The sequence below is a fragment of the Micromonospora sp. LOL_023 genome, assembly GCF_048060115.1.
Lineage (GTDB): Bacteria > Actinomycetota > Actinomycetes > Mycobacteriales > Micromonosporaceae > Micromonospora_E.
Genome location: NZ_JBHMIM010000002.1, coordinates 21,204 through 38,714, shown reverse-complemented (window position 1 = coordinate 38,714; position 17,511 = coordinate 21,204). Strand labels below are relative to the sequence as shown.

Genomic DNA, 17,511 nt, shown 5'->3' with positions numbered 1-17,511 from the left:
GAGCGCGGCGTCGGCGTTGAGGCGGACGCGACACCGCGCGGGAACTCCGACGTCACCGCGTCGGAGTTCTCCCGGCCGGGATGCGTGCAGGGGGTGCGCATCCCGGCCGGCCACCCCCGTGGGCTGGACAATCGGCGGATGTGTCCGGACCAGCGGATACATCTGATCGGTGACGGCGGGATTTCCGGCGTGGGTCCGGTCGGCTGTCAGTCACCACGTCGTCCGGTCTCCGTACCGAAGATCGCCGAAGATGCCTAGCCGAGGGCAGGCTCGGGCGGCTAGCGTCTAGGCATGGTCTGGGGTCATCCCAGGCCAGCCGGACGCTCCGGACCTGCTGTTCGCATGGGTTCCGCATCCGACCCGTGCTCCTGGGCCCCGGTGGAGCCGGAACGCGGGCGGACCGGGTGCACGCCCGACGGAGCAGGCCTGTGACGAGTCGACGTACCACCCCTCGGGCCGATCAGGACCCGACCCCCACCGTCCCGTCCAGCCGCAGCCGGATCCGACGCCGTACGGAGGATGCCACGTCGGCATCCGTGCCGGCCGCGCGGTCCGCCGACGGCGACCAACCGGAGCCCGCCACCACTACCCGCGCGTACGTGCTGGACACCTCGGTGCTGTTGTCCGATCCGGGGGCGTTCCACCGCTTCGCCGCGCACGAGGTGGTGATTCCGTTGGTGGTCATCTCCGAACTGGAGGGCAAACGGCATCATCCGGAACTCGGCTGGTTCGCCCGGCAGTCCCTGCGGCTGCTGGACGAGCTGCGGGTCCGCTACGGCCGGCTCGACCAGCCGGTGCCGGCCAACGAACTCGGCGGCACCCTGCGGGTCGAGCTGAACCACGCGGACACCGACGTACTGCCGCCGGGCTTCCGCAACGAGTCCAACGACACCCGCATCCTCTCGGTGGCGCTCAGCATGGGTGCCGACGGCCGGGACGTGGTGCTGGTCAGCAAGGACATGCCGTTGCGGGTCAAGGCCGCCTCGGTCGGTCTGGCCGCCGACGAGTACCGGCACGGACAGGCCAGCGACCCGACCTGGACCGGGATGGCCGAGCTGGAGCCGACCGACGAACAGGTCAAGCAGCTGTACGGCGGGGACGCCGTCGACCTGGACGCGGCCGCCAGCCTGCCCTGCCACACCGGGCTGGTGTTGCACGGCAGCGGTGGCTCCGCGCTCGGCCGGGTGATGGCCGACAAGACGGTCCGGCTGGTACGCGGCGACCGGGAGGCGTTCGGCCTGCGGGGCCGCTCGGCGGAGCAACGGATCGCCCTGGATCTGCTGCTCGACGAGACCATCGGAATCGTCTCGCTGGGTGGCCGGGCCGGCACCGGCAAGTCCGCGCTGGCCCTGTGCGCCGGTCTGGAAGCGGTGATGGAGCGCCGCCGGCACAAGAAGGTGATCGTCTTCCGCCCGTTGTACGCGGTCGGTGGTCAGGAGCTCGGATACCTGCCCGGGTCCGAGTCGGAGAAGATGTCGCCCTGGGCGCAGGCGGTCTTCGACACCCTCGGCGCGGTGGTGCACGAGAACGTGATGGAGGAGGTGCTCGCCCGCGGCATGCTGGAGGTGCTTCCGTTGACCCACATTCGGGGGCGCAGCCTGCACGACGCCTTCGTCATCGTCGACGAGGCGCAGTCGCTCGAACGCAACGTACTGCTCACCGTGTTGTCCCGGATCGGTCAGGGGTCGCGGGTGGTGCTCACCCACGACGTCGCGCAGCGTGACAACCTGCGGGTGGGGCGGCACGACGGGGTGACGGCGGTGATCGAAGCGCTGAAGGGACATCCCCTGTTCGCCCACGTCACACTTAACCGATCGGAGCGTTCTCCCATCGCCGAGATGGTTACCGATCTGCTGGAGGACATCCCGCGCTGAGAGCAGCTTGCCGAGGGTTTTGGAGCGTTTCCGGCAGGAAAATGGCGTGGCCAATATCACAAACCTGGCCACGTGTTTCCCGTTGGCCTCACTGTGCGCGATGGTAGTTGACGAGCGCGCGCACCGGCGGCGGCCGATGTCTGGACGCCGGTGGTGGCGCGCCGACCGCCCGAGTTCGTGGAGGTCGGCGCGCGACCCATCCGGTCGGGCGCTCACGGCGTGCTCAGACCGACCGCGTCGCGGAACGCCCGTGCGCGCCGTGTCCTTGCCCCCGACGAAGGGACCACTTCGTGAGTCGGCCGTGGAGCCGGTTCGGTGTCCGGGCCCTCGCCATCAGCCTGCTCGTGACAGGCGTCGCTGGCGGGCTCTACCTGGAAAGCGACCGGGAAACCCAGCAACGCATCAGCAGTGCCCGACTGGCCGCCGAGACGGAGCAGGTGGAGCTGGAGCTGCTTCGCCAGCGCCGTGCCGAGCACCAGCGGGCGACGGTGCAGCGCCGTACGGCCGAACGGGAAGCCGCAGAGAAGGCCACCGCTACCGCCAAGGCCGAGGCGGCCAAGGTCAAGCGGGCCGAGCAGGTGACCCAGCAACAGCAGCAACAGCAGCAACAACAGCAGCAGGCGCAGTCGGCTTCGGGAGCGACAGTGCCGTACACCGGTCCCATCCCGGCGTCCTGCGACGAGTTCAGTGGCAACCGGGCGATCGGCTGCGCCCTCACCCTGGAACAGGGCTGGGGCCTGGACCAGTTCGCCTGCTTGAACAAGTTGTGGAACAAGGAGAGCGGCTGGAACCACAAGGCCTACAACGCTGCCTCCGGTGCGACCGGAATCCCGCAGGCGGTGCCCGGCAACAAGATGTCTGGGGCCGGAGCCGACTGGCAGACCAACCCGGCGACCCAGATCAAGTGGGGCCTCGGTTATATCAAGAGCCGCTACAGCACGCCGTGTGGCGCGTGGCAGCAATCACAGAACGCCGGCTGGTACTGATCCGGCCATGGTGACAGCGGCGGCGTGGCCCGGGCAGGGCCACGCCGCCGGTCACGTTTTCCGCGCCCTTCCGTGTTCTCAGGTGGCGCTGGTTGCGCAGACCTGATAGCTACTTGAGGATGGCGTACGGCATGTCACCTGCCGGTGGCGATCCGAACCGGTTCGGCTCCGAGGCGTTCTACGCCTCGCTCGGTCGGGCATTCGTCGCGATGTGCGCCGCCGTGCCGGTGCTGTTCGTGATCGAGGCGCTCGACGTCTGGCTGAACGCGGGCTTCGACTACTCCGCAGGAATCATCCCGCGTCAGGTCGACGGGCTGGACGGGGTCTTCTTCGCCCCGTTCCTGCACCACGGATTCGATCACCTCTACAGCAACAGCGTGCCGCTCATTCTGCTCGGCACGTTCGTGCTCGCCGCCGGGGTCCGGCGGTTCCTCTACTCGACCCTGGTGATCATCCTGGTCAGCGGGCTCGGCGTGTGGTTCACCGGCTCTCCGAACACGGTCGTCGTCGGTGCCAGCGGAGTGGTCTTCGGCTACCTCGGCCTGGTCCTGATGCGCGGCATCGTCGAGCGCACCTGGTGGAATCTCGGCGTCGTGCTGCTGGTCGGGCTGCTCTACGGCTGGCAACTGGTGGGCATCCTGCCCACCGACGCGTTGATCTCGTGGCAGGGTCACCTGTTCGGCTTCGTCGGCGGCGTGCTCGCCGCGATCCTGTTCCGGCGGCGGCGCAGCTACGACCCGTACGAGACAGATCCGCTGACCATGCCCTGAGCGCCGACCACCGGCGAGGCGTCCGCCCAGGTGGGACGCGGTTGCCGGGTCGTGCCGCTGCCTCTAGCGTCGAAGTGAGCCGCGAGGCCAGCTTCAGCAGCGAGTCGCGAGGCCAGCTTCGTGGGGAGCGGGATCAACGAGGATCCCGCCGGTGAGAGGTGTCGGTGGTTGCATGCGCACAGTGGACGTCGCGATTGTCGGCGCCGGGCCGACGGGGTTGTTCGCCGGCTACTACGCGGGGTTCCGGGGGCTGTCGGTGGCGATCGTCGACGCGTTGCCGGAGCCGGGCGGTCAGGTCGCCGCGATGTACCCGGAAAAGGCGATCTTCGACGTGGCCGGGTTCCCGATGATCAAGGGTCGTGACCTGGTCGCCAACCTCGTGCAGCAGGCCGCACCGTACCGACCCGAGTACCTGCTGGGGGTACGCGCCGACACGCTCGACTACGCCGACGGTCTTCCGGTGCTCGGCCTGGCCACCGGGGAACGGTTGAGCTGCGGCGCGGTGCTGATCACTGGCGGGATGGGCAGCTTCACGCCGCGGCCATTGCCCGCCGCGGCCGACTTCGCCGGTGCCGGAATCGTCTACTTCGTGCCCCGGTTGGCGGACCTGGCCGGGCAGGACGTGGTGATCGTGGGCGGCGGTGACTCGGCTTTCGACTGGGCGCTCGCGCTGCACCCGCTGGCCAGGTCGGTGACCGTGGTGCACCGCCGGGAGCGGTTCCGGGCGCACGCGGCGACGGTGGCCCGGGTGCGGGAGTTGCCGATCCGGATCGTGGTCAACGCCGAGGTGACGGCGGTACACGGCACCACCCGGGTGACCGGCGTCGACATCACCGGCCGCGACGGCGGGCCGCAGACCGTCCCCGCCGACACCGTGGTGGCGGCCCTCGGCTTCACCGCCGATCTCGGGCCGCTGCTCGACTGGGGCCTCGACCTCGACAAACGGCACATCTGGGTGGACAGCACGATGGCCACCAACCAGCCCCGGGTCTACGCCGCCGGCGACATCTGCGAGTACCCGGGAAAGGTGCGGTTGATTGCGACCGGCTTCGGTGAAGCGGCGACCGCGGTCAACAACGCGGCCGTGATCATCGACCCGGCCGCTCACCTGTTCCCCGGCCACTCCTCCGACGTCCCCTGACCAAGATCGCGGCGATCTTGGGAGATCAGGGTCGGGTCAGGGGAGCTCGGCGATGGGGCGGCCGTCGAAGTCCACGGCCGAGTAGAGCGCCAGCTTCTCCAGCCGGTGATACGAGTCGATGACCCGGATGGTGCCGCTCTTCGAGCGCATCACGATCGACTGCGTGTACGCGCCACCCGAGCGGTAGCGCACCCCGCGCAGCAGGTCGCCGGAGGTGACGCCGGTGCCGACGAAGAAGCAGTTGTCACCGGTGACCAGCTCGTTGGTGCCCAGCACCCGATCCAGGTCGTGGCCGGCGGCCAGCGCCTTGGCCCGCTCGGCGTCGTCGCGCGGCCAGAGCTTGGTCTGGATGGCCCCGCCCATGCACTTCAGCGCGCAGGCCGCGATGATCCCTTCCGGGGTGCCGCCGATACCCATCAGCACGTCGATGTCGGATTCCTCCCTGGCCGCCGAGATCGCGCTGGCGATGTCGCCGTCGGAGAGAAACCGGATCCGGGCACCGGCGTCACGGATCTCCCGTACCAACTCGGCGTGCCGGGGACGGTCCAGGACACTCACCGTCACGTCGGAGACGCTGGACTTCTTGACCTTCGCGATCCGGCGCAGGTTCTCCCGTACCCCGGCCTCGATGTCGATGACGTCGGCGCAGTCCGGGCCGACGGCGAGCTTCTCCATGTAGAACACGGCACTCGGATCGAACATCGCGCCCCGTTCGGCCACCGCCAGCACCGCGAGGGCGTTCGGCATTCCCTTGCTCATCAGCGTGGTGCCGTCGACCGGGTCGACGGCGACGTCGACCTCCGCGCCGGTGCCGTCGCCCACCTGCTCGCCGTTGAACAGCATCGGGGCGTTGTCCTTCTCACCCTCGCCGATGACGACTACGCCACGCATCTGGATCGAGTTGATCAGCTTGCGCATTGCGTCGACCGCAGCGCCGTCGCCGCCTTCCTTGTCGCCTCGGCCGACCCACCGGCCGGCGGCCATCGCGGCGGCTTCGGTGACCCGGACCAGTTCCAGGGCCAGGTTGCGGTCGAGATCCTGCGGCTTGCGGGTCAGTGGACCGGTCATGGTTACTCCTCCTCGCGACGGTGCGGGGCGCAGAGCCGGCGGTCGGATCACGTCCGTAGGTCCCAGTCAGGCAACCGGGTGCCGGAGCCGTCAGCTCTGCTGCCGATCCTGGCACGTCGGCCGGCCCGCCGATCGTCGCGGGTCGGTGCTGGGTCCAGCGCGTGGGACCGCCGTGGGCTGCGAGGATGGATTCATGCAAGCAGCCGACTCCGCAGCGCAGGCGCCGCCCACGGGCAGCAGCCGGTTGGCCCGCTCACCGAAGGACATGGTGCTGTCGCTCGCCGTACTGCTGGTGCCGATCTTGCTGGTGTTCGGCGTCTACCAGGTGTTTCTTGGCGGCAACGACCCGGTGGAGATCGACCCGGGTCCGGCGTACGAGCAGGCCCGCGCCGCCGGTGAGCTGCCGGTGTCGGAGCCCGTCGGGCTCGGGCCGGGCTGGACCGCGGTCCGGGCCGTCTACCGGCCGGCCGGACCGGACGGGCCGACCCTGCGAGTCGGCTATGTCACACCGGACGGCGGCACGCTGCAGGTGGTGCAGAGCGCGCGACCCGCGCCGCAACTGCTGGTGGCCGAGCTGACCTCGACCGCGCAGCCGCAGGGCAGCGTCGAGGTCGGGGCGACGACCTGGCAGTGGTACGCGGCGCGGCCCGGCGAGCGCGCGTTGGTGTGGCTGGCTCCGCAGCGCAGCGTGCTGGTGGTGGGCAGCGCGCCGGAGGCCGAACTGACAGCGATGGCGGCCGCGCTCTCCGCCAACTGAGCGGTTCGTCGGCACCGCTCGCCGGGCGGGAATCCGCTTGCCCGGCACGGGTGGCAGACTCAACAGGGTGAGCGACGTGGCCGCATCGTCGGTGGATGGTGAGCTGGAGAGCCTCAGCCTGGTGGAGCTGGCCGTCCGGCGGCTGCGTCGCGAGATCCTCAGCGGCAAGACCGACCCGGGGGAACGGCTCGTAGAGGAGCATCTGACCCGGCGGCTCGGCATCAGCCGGGCCCCGCTGCGCGAGGCGCTGCGGCTGCTCGCCCAGCAGGGCCTGGTCGAGCACGTACCACGCCGTGGCGTGCGGGTGGCGACCCTGTCCGACCGCGACGTGCAGGAGCTGTACGCGGTGCGCGACGTCCTGGAGCGGTACGCGGTGGAGGCCGCGCTGCCGGTGCGCCGGGACAGCGCGCCGGGGGGGCTGCGTGCCGCGATCGACCAGATGCGGCTGGCCACGGCGGTCGGGGACCGGCTGCGGATCGCCGAGGCGCACCGGCGGTTCCACGTCGAGCTGGTCGGCCTGGCCGGCAACCAGCAGCTGACCGCCGTCTACGAGTCGATCCTGGTCAAGCTGCAGCTGTACATGGCGATCAACCTGCGGCGGGAAGCCGAGGTGGCACAGCCGGTCGACGGGGTGCACCGGCACGAGCGGCTGCTGGCCGCGATCGAGGCGGGTGATCCGGCGGTGGTGCTGCGCGGGCTGGCCGACCACGGAGCCCGTACCTATCTCGGCTGAGCCCGCCGAGTGCCGTTGACGGTCGCGGGTGCGAGGCGCCGCCGCAGATCACGTCACACGGCCGTTACCAGGGAACATGCTTCCGGAAACAATTCGGTCGACAATCGACTGTACTGGCGAAGGAGGCATGATGGTCCGCATCGGTCCGGTCAAGGCAGACCCCTACCCCTGGCCGTACGACGGAGCCGCGCCGGTCGAGCGCACCGCGCTGCTCTGCATCGACTGGCAGACCGACTTCTGCGGCCCCGGCGGCTACGTGCAGAGCATGGGCTATGACATCGGCCTCACCCGGGCCGGTCTGCCGGCCACCGCCCGGCTGCTGGAGCACGTCCGCTCCCTCGGCATGCTGGTGGTGCACACCCGCGAAGGCCACGCCCCGGACCTGTCCGACCTGCCGGCCAACAAGCGGTGGCGCTCGGCCCGCATCGGCGCCGAGATCGGCGGCGCCGGCCCGTGCGGCCGAATCCTGATCAAGGGCGAGCCGGGGTGGGAGATCGTCCCCGAGGTCGCGCCGGTGCCCGGCGAGGTCATCGTCGACAAGCCGGGCAAGGGTGCCTTCTACGCCACCAACCTGGACCTGGTCCTGCGTACCCATGGGATCACGCATCTGATCCTCACCGGGATCACCACCGACGTCTGCGTGCACACGACGATGCGCGAGGCGAACGACCGGGGCTACGAGTGCCTGATCCTGTCCGACTGCACCGGCGCCACCGACCCGGCCAACCACAGCGCCGCGCTGCACATGGTCACCATGCAGGGCGGGGTGTTCGGCGCGGTCGCCACCGCCGACGACGTCATCGCGGCGACCGAGCGGTGAACCGGCCCGTGGCGCAGGAACAACTGGTACGGGTACCGGCGAGGCCGTCCGCGTACACCTTCGAGCCGGCCACGACCGCGCTGCTCGTCATCGACATGCAGCGCGACTTCCTGGAGCCGGGGGGTTTCGGCGAAAGCCTCGGCAACGACGTCACTCTGCTGCGCCGGACCATCGCCCCACTACGCGGGGTGCTCGCCGCCGCCCGCGCGATCGGCCTGACCGTCGTGCACACCCGGGAAGGCCACCTGCCGGACCTGTCCGACTGTCCGCCGGCCAAGCTGCAGCGTGGGGCGCCGAGCCGGCGGATCGGCGACCCCGGCCCGAACGGCCGGATCCTGATCCGCGGCGAGTACGGCCACGACATCGTCGACGAACTCGCGCCGACGGCCGACGAGCCGGTGATCGACAAGCCGGGCAAGGGCGCCTTCTACGCCACCGACCTGGACGGGCTGCTCGGCGAGCGGTCGATCACCAGCCTGCTGGTCACCGGGGTCACCACCGAGGTGTGTGTGCACACGACGGTGCGCGAGGCCAACGACCGTGGCTACGAGTGCCTGGTGCTCGCCGATTGCGTCGGGTCGTACTTTCCGCAGTTTCACGCCGTCGGGTTGGCGATGATCGCCGCGCAGGGCGGCATCTTCGGCTGGGTGGCCGAATCGGCCGACCTGCTCGCCGCCCTCACCCCGTCGGCCGGCGGCGGTGAACGGCGCGGTGGAAGCCGGTGACGCGGTGGAGGTGAACCGGCCGGAGGCGCTCGCCGAGGTGAACCGGCCGGAGGCGCTCGCCGAGGTGAACGCCGCGTTCGCCGACTACGAGCAGGCCCTGGTGGACAACGACGTCGCGGCGATCATCGGCTGGTTCTGGTCGTCGGAGCAGGTGGTTCGCTTCGGCGTCGCCGACCACCAGTACGGCATCGACGAGCAGCGGCGGTGGCGGGCGGCCCAGCCGCCGTTGCCGCCCGGGCGCCGGCTGTCCGACGTGGTGACGACCACGTTCGGCACCGACTTCGCCGTGGTCACCTGCCGGTTCGACTATCCCGGCGGCACCGTCGTCGGCCGGCAGTCGCAGACCTGGGTACGCGGCCCCGCCGGCTGGCGCATCGTCAGCGCCCACGTCTCCGAAGCAGCAAGCGCCGCGAACCCGCCCGTGTCCCGGGCCGCGACGATCTCGCACCTTTCGACCGACAAATGAGACAAATCATCACCCGGGTTGTCGCGATTCCTGGCTGGTGTGCTGCCTGGTCGCCGGGGTGCCGAGCAACCGCAGCTCGGCGGGCTCGAAGCGCGGGACGAAGCCTCGGTATCCGAGCCGAGACTCGTCTGATTCGGCGGCCAGCAGCAGTACGGTGCCAGCGCGTAGCTGGCCGATCGGATCGGCCCGTCGAGTCGGGTCGCGTGCCCTCGTCGATCTGTCTGCCGGAGTGAACGTCGGGCTCGACGTCGGCCATGCGGACCCCTTCCGGTGAGGAGATCAAGCCTCGGCCGGGCGGGACTGACGGGCGGCGTCGAGCCGCTGGCGGGCACCGTCGAGCCAGCGCTGGCAGATGCCGGCCAGCTGCTCGCCGCGCTCCCACAGCGCCAACGACTCCTCCAACGACGTACCGCCGGACTCCAGCCGCTCCACCACCGAGGCCAGCTCGGCGCGGGCCTGTTCGTAGCTCAACGGGTCGGTCGCCGCCGGTGCTTCGGGGGCGTCGTTCGCGGCAGCCTTCTTCTGGCTCATCAGGTGGGCCTTTCTCCGTCAGGTCAAGGTCAGGACTGTTCGGCCGCGACCGCGGCGAGGTCGCCGTCCGCCGCGACCGCGGCGAGGTCGCCGCCGGCGAGCCGTAGCCGCAGCGGGTCACCGGCGGCCACGTCGTCGGGGGCTCGGACCACCCGGCCGGCGGAGTCCTGCACGATGGCGTACCCCCGGTCCAGGGTCGCCGCCGGCGACAACGCCCGCAGCCGGGCCAGGGTGTGCCCCAGCTCCGCCGTGCCGGCGGCGAGCCGGTGGGTCAGGCAGCGGGTGGCCCGGTCGCGCAGCGCGTCGACCTCGCCGGCCCGCCCGTCGAGCAGCACCTGCGGGCGGGCCAGCACCGGCCGGGACCGGACCATCTCCAGCCGGTGCGCCTCCCGGTCGAGCATGCCGAGCACCGCCCGGTCCAGCCGGTGCCGGGCCAAAGCGATCAGCCGCCGCTCCTCGGCCAGATCCGGCACCAGCCGCTTGGCGGCATCGGTCGGCGTGGAGGCACGTACATCGGCGACGTAGTCCAGCAGCGGCGTGTCCGTCTCGTGGCCGATCGCACTGACCACCGGCGTACGGCAGCCGAACACCGCCCGGCACAACGCCTCGTCGGAGAAGGGCAGCAGATCCTCCACCCCGCCTCCACCCCGGGCGATGACGATCACGTCGATCGACGGATCGGCGTCGAGCACGGCGAGCGCGTCGAGCATCTGCGGGACCGCGCCGGGGCCCTGCACGGCCACGTTGACCACCCGGAAGTCGACGGCCGGCCAGCGGCGGCGGGCGTTGGTCAGCACGTCACGCTCGGCGGCCGACGCCCGGCCGGTGACCAGCCCGATCCGCTGCGGCAGGAACGGCGGACGACGCTTGCGGGACCGCTCGAACAGCCCTTCGGCGGCCAGCAGCCGCTTCAGCTTCTCCAGCCGGGCCAGCAGCTCACCGAGACCCACCTGGCGGATCTCGTCGGCGCGCAGGCTCAGCGTGCCCCGGGCCGGGTAGAACTCCGGCTTGGCCCGCAGCACCACCCGGGCACCGTCGGTCAGCTCCGGTGCACCGCTGTCGAGCACGTCCCGGTTGGTCGTAACGGTCAAACTCAGATCGGCCGACGGGTCGCGCAGGGTCAGGAACACCGTGGTCGCACCGGGCCGCCGACTGATCTGGGCGACCTGTCCGTCGACCCACACCCAGCCGAGCCGGCCGATCCAGGCGCTGATCTTCTGGCTGACCACGCGGACCGGCCACGGCTCCTCCGCCGTACTGCGCGGCGTCGTCTCGGCGTCGGTCATCCGGCCAGGGTACGGGCGGGCGGTGACAGCGTCGGCGCGCCCTGCCGCTGGCCTCGCGGCACCGGGAACGCGGACGCCGGGGACGCTGACGCCAGGGACGCCCGGCGCCCTGCCGGCCGGGCCGGCGGCACGTAGACTCGGGCAGGTGAGCGAGCTTGAGGCGAATCCGGTCCGACGCAAGCGGGTGCTGCTGGCCAACCCCCGGGGCTACTGCGCCGGGGTGGACCGGGCGGTGCAGACCGTCGAGGAGGCGCTGAAGTTGTACGGCGCCCCGGTCTACGTGCGCAAGCAGATCGTGCACAACAAACACGTCGTCTCGACGTTGGAAGCCAAGGGTGCGATCTTCGTCGAGGAGAACGAAGAGGTCCCGCACGGCGCGATCGTGGTGTTCTCCGCGCACGGCGTGGCGCCGGAGGTGCACGAGCAGGCCCGCGAGCGTTCGCTCAAAGCGATCGACGCGACCTGCCCGCTGGTGACCAAGGTGCACCAGGAGGCCCGCCGGTTCGCCGCCCAGGACTACGACATCCTGCTGATCGGCCACGAGGGCCACGAGGAGGTCGTCGGTACCGCCGGTGAGGCGCCAGCGCACATCCAGCTGGTCGACGGCCCGGCCGACGCCGACAAGATCACCGTACGGGACCCGGAGAAGGTCGTCTGGCTGTCACAGACCACGCTGTCGGTGGACGAGACCATGGAGACGGTGGCCCGGCTCAAGCGTCGGCTGCCGATGCTGCAGTCGCCACCCAGCGACGACATCTGCTACGCCACGTCGAACCGGCAACAGGTGATCAAGCAGATCGCCCCTGACTGCGACGTGGTGCTGGTGGTCGGCTCCCGCAACTCGTCCAACTCGGTCCGCCTGGTCGAAGTGGCTCTCGGTGCGGGTGCCCGCGCCGGTCACCTGATCGATTTCGCCAGTGAGATCGACGACGCCTGGTTGGCCGGGGCGACCACGATCGGGTTGACCTCCGGCGCGAGCGTCCCCGACGAGCTGGTCTTCCAGGTCGTCGACCACCTCGCCGAGCGCGGCTTCGCCGACGTGGAGCCGGTCACCACGGTCGAGGAGACGATCACCTTCTCCCTGCCGTCCGAGCTTCGTCGGGACATGAAGGCTGCGGCGGCGGGAACGGACGCACACGCGGCCGCGTCCTAGATCGTATGAGAGCGACTCGGATCGGCGTACCGCTGCTGTTGGCCTGCCTGGTGTTGCTGCCGGCCTGCGGCCCCGCAGAGTCTTCCACCGAGCCCGACCCCACCGAGCCGACATCGACCGCGACGGTCGTCACGACCCCGTCAGCGGCGCCATCCCCGAGCGGAGGATCCGCGATGACCCCGACTCCACCGGCGCAGACCCCGGGTCCGCCGGAGGATCTGCCGTCCGTTCCCCCCGGCGGTACGCCCGGTGGTCCGGGCACGTCGTCGCGGCCGATGACGTTGAGCGGCACGGTCCAGGCCGGGGTGGAGAACAACTGTTTCCTGCTCGACGGCTACCTGCTGCTCGGCGGGTCGCCGGACCTGGTGCGAGCCGGTGCCCGGGTGACCGTCACCGGCCACGTCCAGGCTGACCTGATGACCACCTGCCAGCAGGGCATCCCGTTCAAGGTGCAGCGGGTCGAGCCGGCCTGACACCGAGCACGAAAGTGGGCCCACCCCGACGGGGTGGGCCCACTTTCGTGCTGGTTGGGACGGACGGGTCAGCTCACCGAGCTGACCAGGACGCCGCCGCGCCCGATGACCGCACCTTCGCTGGTGACGACCAGCATCTCGCCGAAGAGCTCCCGGCCGGCGGCCGGAGCGGCGTCGACCGTGACACTGCCGGTGACCGTCGCGCTGGCGCCGTTGGCCAGGTCGACGGTGCCCGGAGTGACCGCGATGGTGCCCAGCCCGGTCGAGTAGAACACGTCCAGGTAGTCGTACTCGGTCGTGCCGGCGGGTACGGAATACCCTTCGACCTCGATGTCGTACACACCCGGGACCGGGTTGTCGATGGTCACCTGCTCCTCGGAGTCACCGTCGGCGTTGTAGGCGACCAGCGCCCCGTTTCGGTAGACGAACAGGTCCAGGTCGGCACCGAGATCGCTGGTGTTGCCGATCTTCGTGAAGAGCCGGGTCGCCCCAGCCGGAACCGTCACCTGGAAGGTCTGTACCTCAAGGTCGGCGATGGTCGGCCGCTCGCTGTTCGACGAGCCGAGCGAGCCGCCCTGACCGGAGACCAGGACCGGGCCGAACGTGTTGCTGATCTCCCAGCTCACCGGGGTGGCCTCGCCGGGCGTGACGTCTTCCAGCACGGTGCTGGCCGGGTCGACCGACGCGCCCTGCACCCGGGCGGTCAGGGTGAACGGGTTCTGCAGCAGCGGCGAGGTGCGCCGCGACTCGACCTCGATCTCCCAGACGCCCGGCAGCGGGTTCTGGTAGTCCCGCTCGTCCGGCTTGCAGACGTTCGGGTCGGAGAAGTTGCTGAAGCAGATCAGGCTGCTGCCGCTCTCCAACGGCACGCCGTACGGGTTGATCGCGAGGAATCGGGTCTGCGAGCCCTCGGCGATCCGGGACAGGTTCACCTGCAGCGCCGTCGCGCCTTCCGGCACGGTGACGAAGTACGAGGTGAAGCCGTTGCGGGCGACCCGACCGGAGGCGGTGAACTCGTAGTCCGGGCTGGTCGTCGCGTTCGAGGCCACGACCGCGTTCATGAACTCGAAGTCCACCGTCGAGGTGAACGGGTTGTCCACCCGCAGGATGGCGCTGCGTACCCCGCTGGCCGGGGTGGCTCGTACGTTGATGGTGACCGCCTGGTTCAGCGGCAGGTTGACCTGGCTGGGGGCGGTGAAGGTGCCGTCGTTGCCGACCCAGTTCAACCGGTGCAGCACGTTGTTGGCCGGGCCGGTGGTCCGGGTGATGGTGACCGGGTAGACCTTGGTCTGCCCGGGCCGGTGACCGCCGTCTTCGGCCGCGCACCGGTTGTAGACCCCGGTGCCCCGGTGCGGGGTGGCCAGGAACTCCGAGATCGGGGTGCAGACCGGAGCGTCGACGCTGTACTCGGCGGTCTCCACACCCTCACGCAGCAGCTTCCAGGTGTCCGCGACGTGCAGCATGCCGTTGCCCTGCTCGTGGGCGGGTACGTTGTTCATCCACCGGGCACCGCTGTAGATCGCCCGACGCAGCTGCGCGGTGCTGAACTCCAGGTTGTTGGCCTTCGCTCCGGACAGGACCAGCGCGATGGCGCCGGTGGCCTGCGGGGCCGCCATCGAGGTGCCGTTGTACATGCCGTAGCCCGGCGGCAGCGGATAGCCGGCTTCGGCGACCGGACCGCCCGGCTCGTAGCTGGCGATCGTCGAGATGGCCGAGCCGGGCGCGCTGATGTTCGGCTTGAATCCGCCGTCTTCGGCCGGGCCGCGGGAGGAGAAGTTGAACATCGCCTTGGTCTTGTTCACTTCGGAGCCGTAGTTGGCCAGCCAGGTGTCCTTGCTGATGTTCGCTCCGACGCTGACCACGCTGGACGCAACCGACGGGTCACCGATCGTGTTGGTACCCGGCCCGGAGTTGCCGGCCGAGATGAACATCTGCACGCCGTACTCGTCGATCAGGGTGTTGTAGAGCCGCGCGCGGGCGTTGTTGCCGTCGTTGAGCGCCGGCAGGCCACCGATCGACATGTTGATGATGTCGACGCCCCGGGTGATCACCAGGTCGATCATGCCGTCGGTGAGCGCAGCCGCAGTGCAGCCGCCGGCGAAGGTGCAGGCCCGGGAGGAGACCAGCTTGGCGCCGGGCGCCGCGCCGTCGAACTCCGTGTTGCCCAGCATGTCGTTGGCGGCGACGATGCCCGCCACGTGCGTGCCGTGCGACGAGGAGATCAGACCGATGTTGACGTAGTCGACGAGACCAGGGCCGCCGACCGGCGTGGTGTCGACGCCGGTGCGGTACTCGACGACGAACGGCACCTGCTCGGAGATCGCCGTGGCGGGGTTGTCCGCACCGAAGTGTCCGATGTCGAAGCGCTCGTTGTACGGGCGCATCAGCGGGTCGTCGTTGAAGTCGAAGTTCTGGTTGGTGTCGATGCGGATGTCACCGGTGGCCGGGTCGTAGAGCACCCCGAAGCGGTCGGTGGTGTCGCCGTCGCGGTTGACGTCGCCGTTGGCGGCGCCGCCGACGGTGATGTTCTCCGCGAACAGGTTGATCTTGAAGGTGCCGGCGGGGGCGGACCAGGTCACCCCGGCGTAGCTGAAGCTCGGGCCGCTGACGCCGGTCAGCATCGGCCGCCAGCTGCCGTCGTTCTCGTACACCGGGTCGATCGGGGTGACCCAGTCGACGATCTTGCGCTCACCGGTGGTGGTGGTCATCAACGCCGGGTGGTCCAGGTCGATGCCGGAGTCCATGATGCCGACGAGTACGTTGCGGCCGTCCCAGCGGGGGTGGCTCTTCTTGAACGAGACCGCGCCGGTCTCGTTCGTCGGCATGTACGGGTTGGCCGCCTCGGTGTCCGGCCCGGGGCCGGTCGCCTCGGTCGAGACGGAGGAAGCAGCGGCCTGGCTCTCCGGCGTGGGATCCGGCAGCTGGATGGTCTCGTTGAGGTCCATCGCGGCGACGCCGGGGATCTTCGACGCCTTGATCACGTTGCCGGTCGGGACTCGGGCCCGCACATAACCGACCTCGTCGACCTGGTTGCCGATGACACCGCCGAGCTTCTCCAGCTCCGCGGCGACCTTCGGAGCCTGGCCTTCGTCGGTGGCGACCAGCAGCGTCACGCTCTGCTCGCTCTTGGCCTGGGCCTCGGCGAGCAGGTCCAGGTCGTTCGACCCCAACGTATCGGTAGGGGTGTCCTTCAGTACGTCGGCATTGGTCGACGGATTGGCGCTCGCGGTGGAGACACCGCCCGTCAGCGTCACGGCGCCGGCCACCATGACGGAAGCCAGGAGCGCGGCGGAGGTTCGCCGTCTCCAGATGCGGGGTTTACTCACGTTTTCTCTTCCTCCGGAAGAACTGGGCCCTGGGTGCAGGACACGTGTGACCGCATCCTTTGTGCTTCGGCCGATCGCTGTCACTACTTCTCTCAGCGTTGTGACCAGCCCGTGACATACATCATCGTGAATAGATGGCGCAGCTGTAGTGAATTGCCTGCAATGAGTGAAGTCAATCGCAGGATTTCCCGCTCAACCGGTCCACTCGGGACGTGTCCGATGCGTCGTATCCGCGCCCAGCGACGGCAACTCCAACTCCGGGGCCTGCACCTGCCGGGGCGCCACCTCGACCTGCGGCGGCGTCGCCAGCTTCGTGTCGGAAACACCCAGATCGGCCAGCTTGCGCGCGCTGACCAGGACCCGGGCCTCCAGCGAACCCACCGCCCGGTTGTACGCGGTGACCGCCCCGCCCAGCGAACTGCCCAACTTCGTCACGTGCTCGCCCAGTGTTCCCAGCCGTCCGTACAACTCCTGGGCCAACGAATGCACCGCAACCGCGTTGCGGGCCAGCGCCTCCTGCCGCCACGAATACGCCACCGTACGCAGCAACGCCACCAGCGTCGCCGGCGTGGCCAGCACGATGTCCCGGCTGAACGCGTGCTCCAGCAACGTCGGATCCCGCTGCAACGCGGCGTCCAGAAACGGGTCAGCCGGCACGAACAACACGACGAACTCCGGCGTCTGCGCAAACGCCGACCAGTACCGCTTGCCGGCCAACGCGTCCACATGTGCCCGCAGATGCCGGCCGTGGTTGTCCAGGTGCTGATCCCGGGTGCGTTCGTCGCGCGCCTCCATCGCCGACAGGTACGCGTCGAACGGTGCCTTGGCGTCCACCACCACGCTGCGCCCGCCATGTAGCCGTACCACCAGGTCGGGTCGGACCACCTGCTGATCGGTCGCCGCGGTCACCTGCTCGGCGAAGTCGCAGTGCTCCAGCATGCCGGCGGCCTCGACGACGCGGCGCAGCTGGTGCTCACCCCACCGACCACGAACCTGCGGGGCGCGCAGTGCCGCGACCAACTGCTTGGTCTCGGTACGCAACTCGCCGGAGACCGCCGTCATCGCCCGTACCTGTTCACGCAGCTCCGCGTACGAGTCGACCCGGTCGTGCTCCAACTCGGCGACCCGCTGCTCGTACCGGCGCAGCGCGTCATGCAGCGGTGCCACCGCCCGGGAGACCGCCTCCTGCGACTGGGCGGTCGCCTCGTACGACAACGCCCGCATCGACTGCTCCAGCCGCCCCTCACCGTCGCGGGTGGCGCGCAGCACGGCATCGAGACGCGCGATCTGGGTCGCCGACCGGGCCCGTGCGGCGAACCACCCCAGCGCCCCACCACAACCCAGACAGACGACCACCACTGCCACCGTCGCGACATCCACGCCCGGAAGCATGTCAAACAGG

General features: G+C 70.1%; 16 protein-coding genes. 11 read left to right on the top strand and 5 right to left on the bottom strand.

Annotated elements, in window-relative coordinates; genetic code table 11:
- Positions 1 to 428: 428 nt before the first annotated feature.
- The 4 genes from ACFHVL_RS01285 (at position 429) to ACFHVL_RS01270 (ending at position 4,771) form a co-directional block, all read left to right on the top strand.
- On the top strand, positions 429 to 1,874 hold the full coding sequence (locus tag ACFHVL_RS01285; protein ID WP_416624791.1) for a PhoH family protein: 1,446 nt from the start codon (positions 429 to 431) through the stop codon (positions 1,872 to 1,874).
- Positions 1,875 to 2,164: 290 nt separating this feature from the next.
- Entirely contained in the window at positions 2,165 to 2,860 is a 696-nt protein-coding gene (locus tag ACFHVL_RS01280) for a transglycosylase SLT domain-containing protein (protein WP_416624789.1), read from the top strand.
- 131 nt (positions 2,861 to 2,991) lie between these two features.
- Entirely contained in the window at positions 2,992 to 3,630 is a 639-nt protein-coding gene (locus ACFHVL_RS01275) for a rhomboid family intramembrane serine protease (RefSeq protein WP_416624787.1), read from the top strand.
- 172 nt (positions 3,631 to 3,802) lie between these two features.
- Complete coding sequence (locus tag ACFHVL_RS01270) at positions 3,803 to 4,771, top strand: NAD(P)/FAD-dependent oxidoreductase (RefSeq protein ID WP_416624785.1); 969 nt, start codon at positions 3,803 to 3,805, stop codon at positions 4,769 to 4,771.
- A gap of 36 nt (positions 4,772 to 4,807) precedes the next feature.
- Here ACFHVL_RS01270 and glpX read toward each other — a convergent pair whose 3' ends face one another.
- Positions 4,808 to 5,839: a class II fructose-bisphosphatase gene (glpX, locus tag ACFHVL_RS01265; protein WP_416624783.1), complete on the bottom strand. Its 1,032-nt coding sequence runs from the start codon at positions 5,837 to 5,839 to the stop codon at positions 4,808 to 4,810.
- Between the two features lie 193 nt (positions 5,840 to 6,032).
- Between glpX and ACFHVL_RS01260 the strand changes: the two genes are divergently transcribed.
- The 5 genes from ACFHVL_RS01260 to hpxZ all read left to right on the top strand — a co-directional run bounded on the left by ACFHVL_RS01260 (position 6,033) and on the right by hpxZ (position 9,340).
- Positions 6,033 to 6,596, top strand: coding sequence for a DUF4245 domain-containing protein (locus tag ACFHVL_RS01260; RefSeq protein WP_416624781.1), 564 nt, complete (start codon positions 6,033 to 6,035; stop codon positions 6,594 to 6,596).
- 67 nt (positions 6,597 to 6,663) lie between these two features.
- On the top strand, positions 6,664 to 7,329 hold the full coding sequence (locus tag ACFHVL_RS01255) for a GntR family transcriptional regulator (RefSeq protein WP_416624779.1): 666 nt from the start codon (positions 6,664 to 6,666) through the stop codon (positions 7,327 to 7,329).
- 130 nt (positions 7,330 to 7,459) lie between these two features.
- Positions 7,460 to 8,149, top strand: coding sequence for a cysteine hydrolase family protein (locus ACFHVL_RS01250; protein WP_416624778.1), 690 nt, complete (start codon positions 7,460 to 7,462; stop codon positions 8,147 to 8,149).
- A gap of 8 nt (positions 8,150 to 8,157) precedes the next feature.
- Positions 8,158 to 8,874 carry a cysteine hydrolase family protein gene (locus ACFHVL_RS01245; RefSeq protein WP_416624777.1) on the top strand — a complete coding sequence of 239 codons (717 nt, stop codon included), beginning with the start codon at positions 8,158 to 8,160 and terminating at the stop codon, positions 8,872 to 8,874.
- Positions 8,861 to 9,340 carry an oxalurate catabolism protein HpxZ gene (gene hpxZ / locus ACFHVL_RS01240; protein WP_416624775.1) on the top strand — a complete coding sequence of 160 codons (480 nt, stop codon included), beginning with the start codon at positions 8,861 to 8,863 and terminating at the stop codon, positions 9,338 to 9,340. Before ACFHVL_RS01245 ends, hpxZ begins: the two co-directional genes overlap by 14 nt.
- Positions 9,341 to 9,619: 279 nt before the next feature.
- On the opposite strand, the gene ACFHVL_RS01235 is transcribed toward hpxZ, so the two are convergent.
- Both ACFHVL_RS01235 and xseA read right to left on the bottom strand, forming a co-directional pair.
- Complete coding sequence (locus ACFHVL_RS01235) at positions 9,620 to 9,871, bottom strand: exodeoxyribonuclease VII small subunit (protein ID WP_416624773.1); 252 nt, start codon at positions 9,869 to 9,871, stop codon at positions 9,620 to 9,622.
- Between the two features lie 29 nt (positions 9,872 to 9,900).
- The gene (xseA, locus tag ACFHVL_RS01230; protein ID WP_416624771.1) at positions 9,901 to 11,157 is read right to left on the bottom strand and encodes an exodeoxyribonuclease VII large subunit; all 1,257 of its coding nucleotides are present in this window, start codon (positions 11,155 to 11,157) and stop codon (positions 9,901 to 9,903) included.
- Positions 11,158 to 11,302: 145 nt separating this feature from the next.
- On the opposite strand from xseA, the gene ACFHVL_RS01225 reads away from it, so the two are divergent.
- Together ACFHVL_RS01225 and ACFHVL_RS01220 are read left to right on the top strand one after the other, a co-directional pair.
- Positions 11,303 to 12,310, top strand: a complete 1,008-nt coding sequence (locus ACFHVL_RS01225; RefSeq protein WP_416624769.1) for a 4-hydroxy-3-methylbut-2-enyl diphosphate reductase — start codon at positions 11,303 to 11,305, stop codon at positions 12,308 to 12,310.
- A gap of 5 nt (positions 12,311 to 12,315) precedes the next feature.
- Positions 12,316 to 12,783, top strand: a complete 468-nt coding sequence (locus ACFHVL_RS01220; protein WP_416624767.1) for a hypothetical protein — start codon at positions 12,316 to 12,318, stop codon at positions 12,781 to 12,783.
- Positions 12,784 to 12,851: 68 nt separating this feature from the next.
- On the opposite strand, the gene ACFHVL_RS01215 is transcribed toward ACFHVL_RS01220, so the two are convergent.
- Together ACFHVL_RS01215 and ACFHVL_RS01210 are read right to left on the bottom strand one after the other, a co-directional pair.
- Positions 12,852 to 16,109 carry a S8 family serine peptidase gene (locus ACFHVL_RS01215; RefSeq protein WP_416624765.1) on the bottom strand — a complete coding sequence of 1,086 codons (3,258 nt, stop codon included), beginning with the start codon at positions 16,107 to 16,109 and terminating at the stop codon, positions 12,852 to 12,854.
- A gap of 192 nt (positions 16,110 to 16,301) precedes the next feature.
- A complete protein-coding gene (locus ACFHVL_RS01210) occupies positions 16,302 to 17,501 on the bottom strand; it encodes a DNA recombination protein RmuC (RefSeq protein ID WP_416624764.1) in 1,200 nt (399 codons plus the stop codon).
- Positions 17,502 to 17,511: the final 10 nt, after the last annotated feature.

What these genes read in the sequence shown, in the direction of transcription:
- ACFHVL_RS01210 (WP_416624764.1), bottom strand. Translation starts at nt 17,501, where the DNA reads ATGCTTCCGGGCGTGGATGTCGCGACGGTGGCAGTGGTGGTCGTCTGT.
- ACFHVL_RS01260 (WP_416624781.1), top strand. Translation starts at nt 6,033, where the DNA reads ATGCAAGCAGCCGACTCCGCAGCGCAGGCGCCGCCCACGGGCAGCAGC.
- xseA (WP_416624771.1), bottom strand. Translation starts at nt 11,157, where the DNA reads ATGACCGACGCCGAGACGACGCCGCGCAGTACGGCGGAGGAGCCGTGG.
- glpX (WP_416624783.1), bottom strand. Translation starts at nt 5,839, where the DNA reads ATGACCGGTCCACTGACCCGCAAGCCGCAGGATCTCGACCGCAACCTG.
- ACFHVL_RS01270 (WP_416624785.1), top strand. Translation starts at nt 3,803, where the DNA reads ATGCGCACAGTGGACGTCGCGATTGTCGGCGCCGGGCCGACGGGGTTG.
- ACFHVL_RS01235 (WP_416624773.1), bottom strand. Translation starts at nt 9,871, where the DNA reads ATGAGCCAGAAGAAGGCTGCCGCGAACGACGCCCCCGAAGCACCGGCG.
- ACFHVL_RS01275 (WP_416624787.1), top strand. Translation starts at nt 2,992, where the DNA reads ATGTCACCTGCCGGTGGCGATCCGAACCGGTTCGGCTCCGAGGCGTTC.
- ACFHVL_RS01220 (WP_416624767.1), top strand. Translation starts at nt 12,316, where the DNA reads ATGAGAGCGACTCGGATCGGCGTACCGCTGCTGTTGGCCTGCCTGGTG.
- ACFHVL_RS01250 (WP_416624778.1), top strand. Translation starts at nt 7,460, where the DNA reads ATGGTCCGCATCGGTCCGGTCAAGGCAGACCCCTACCCCTGGCCGTAC.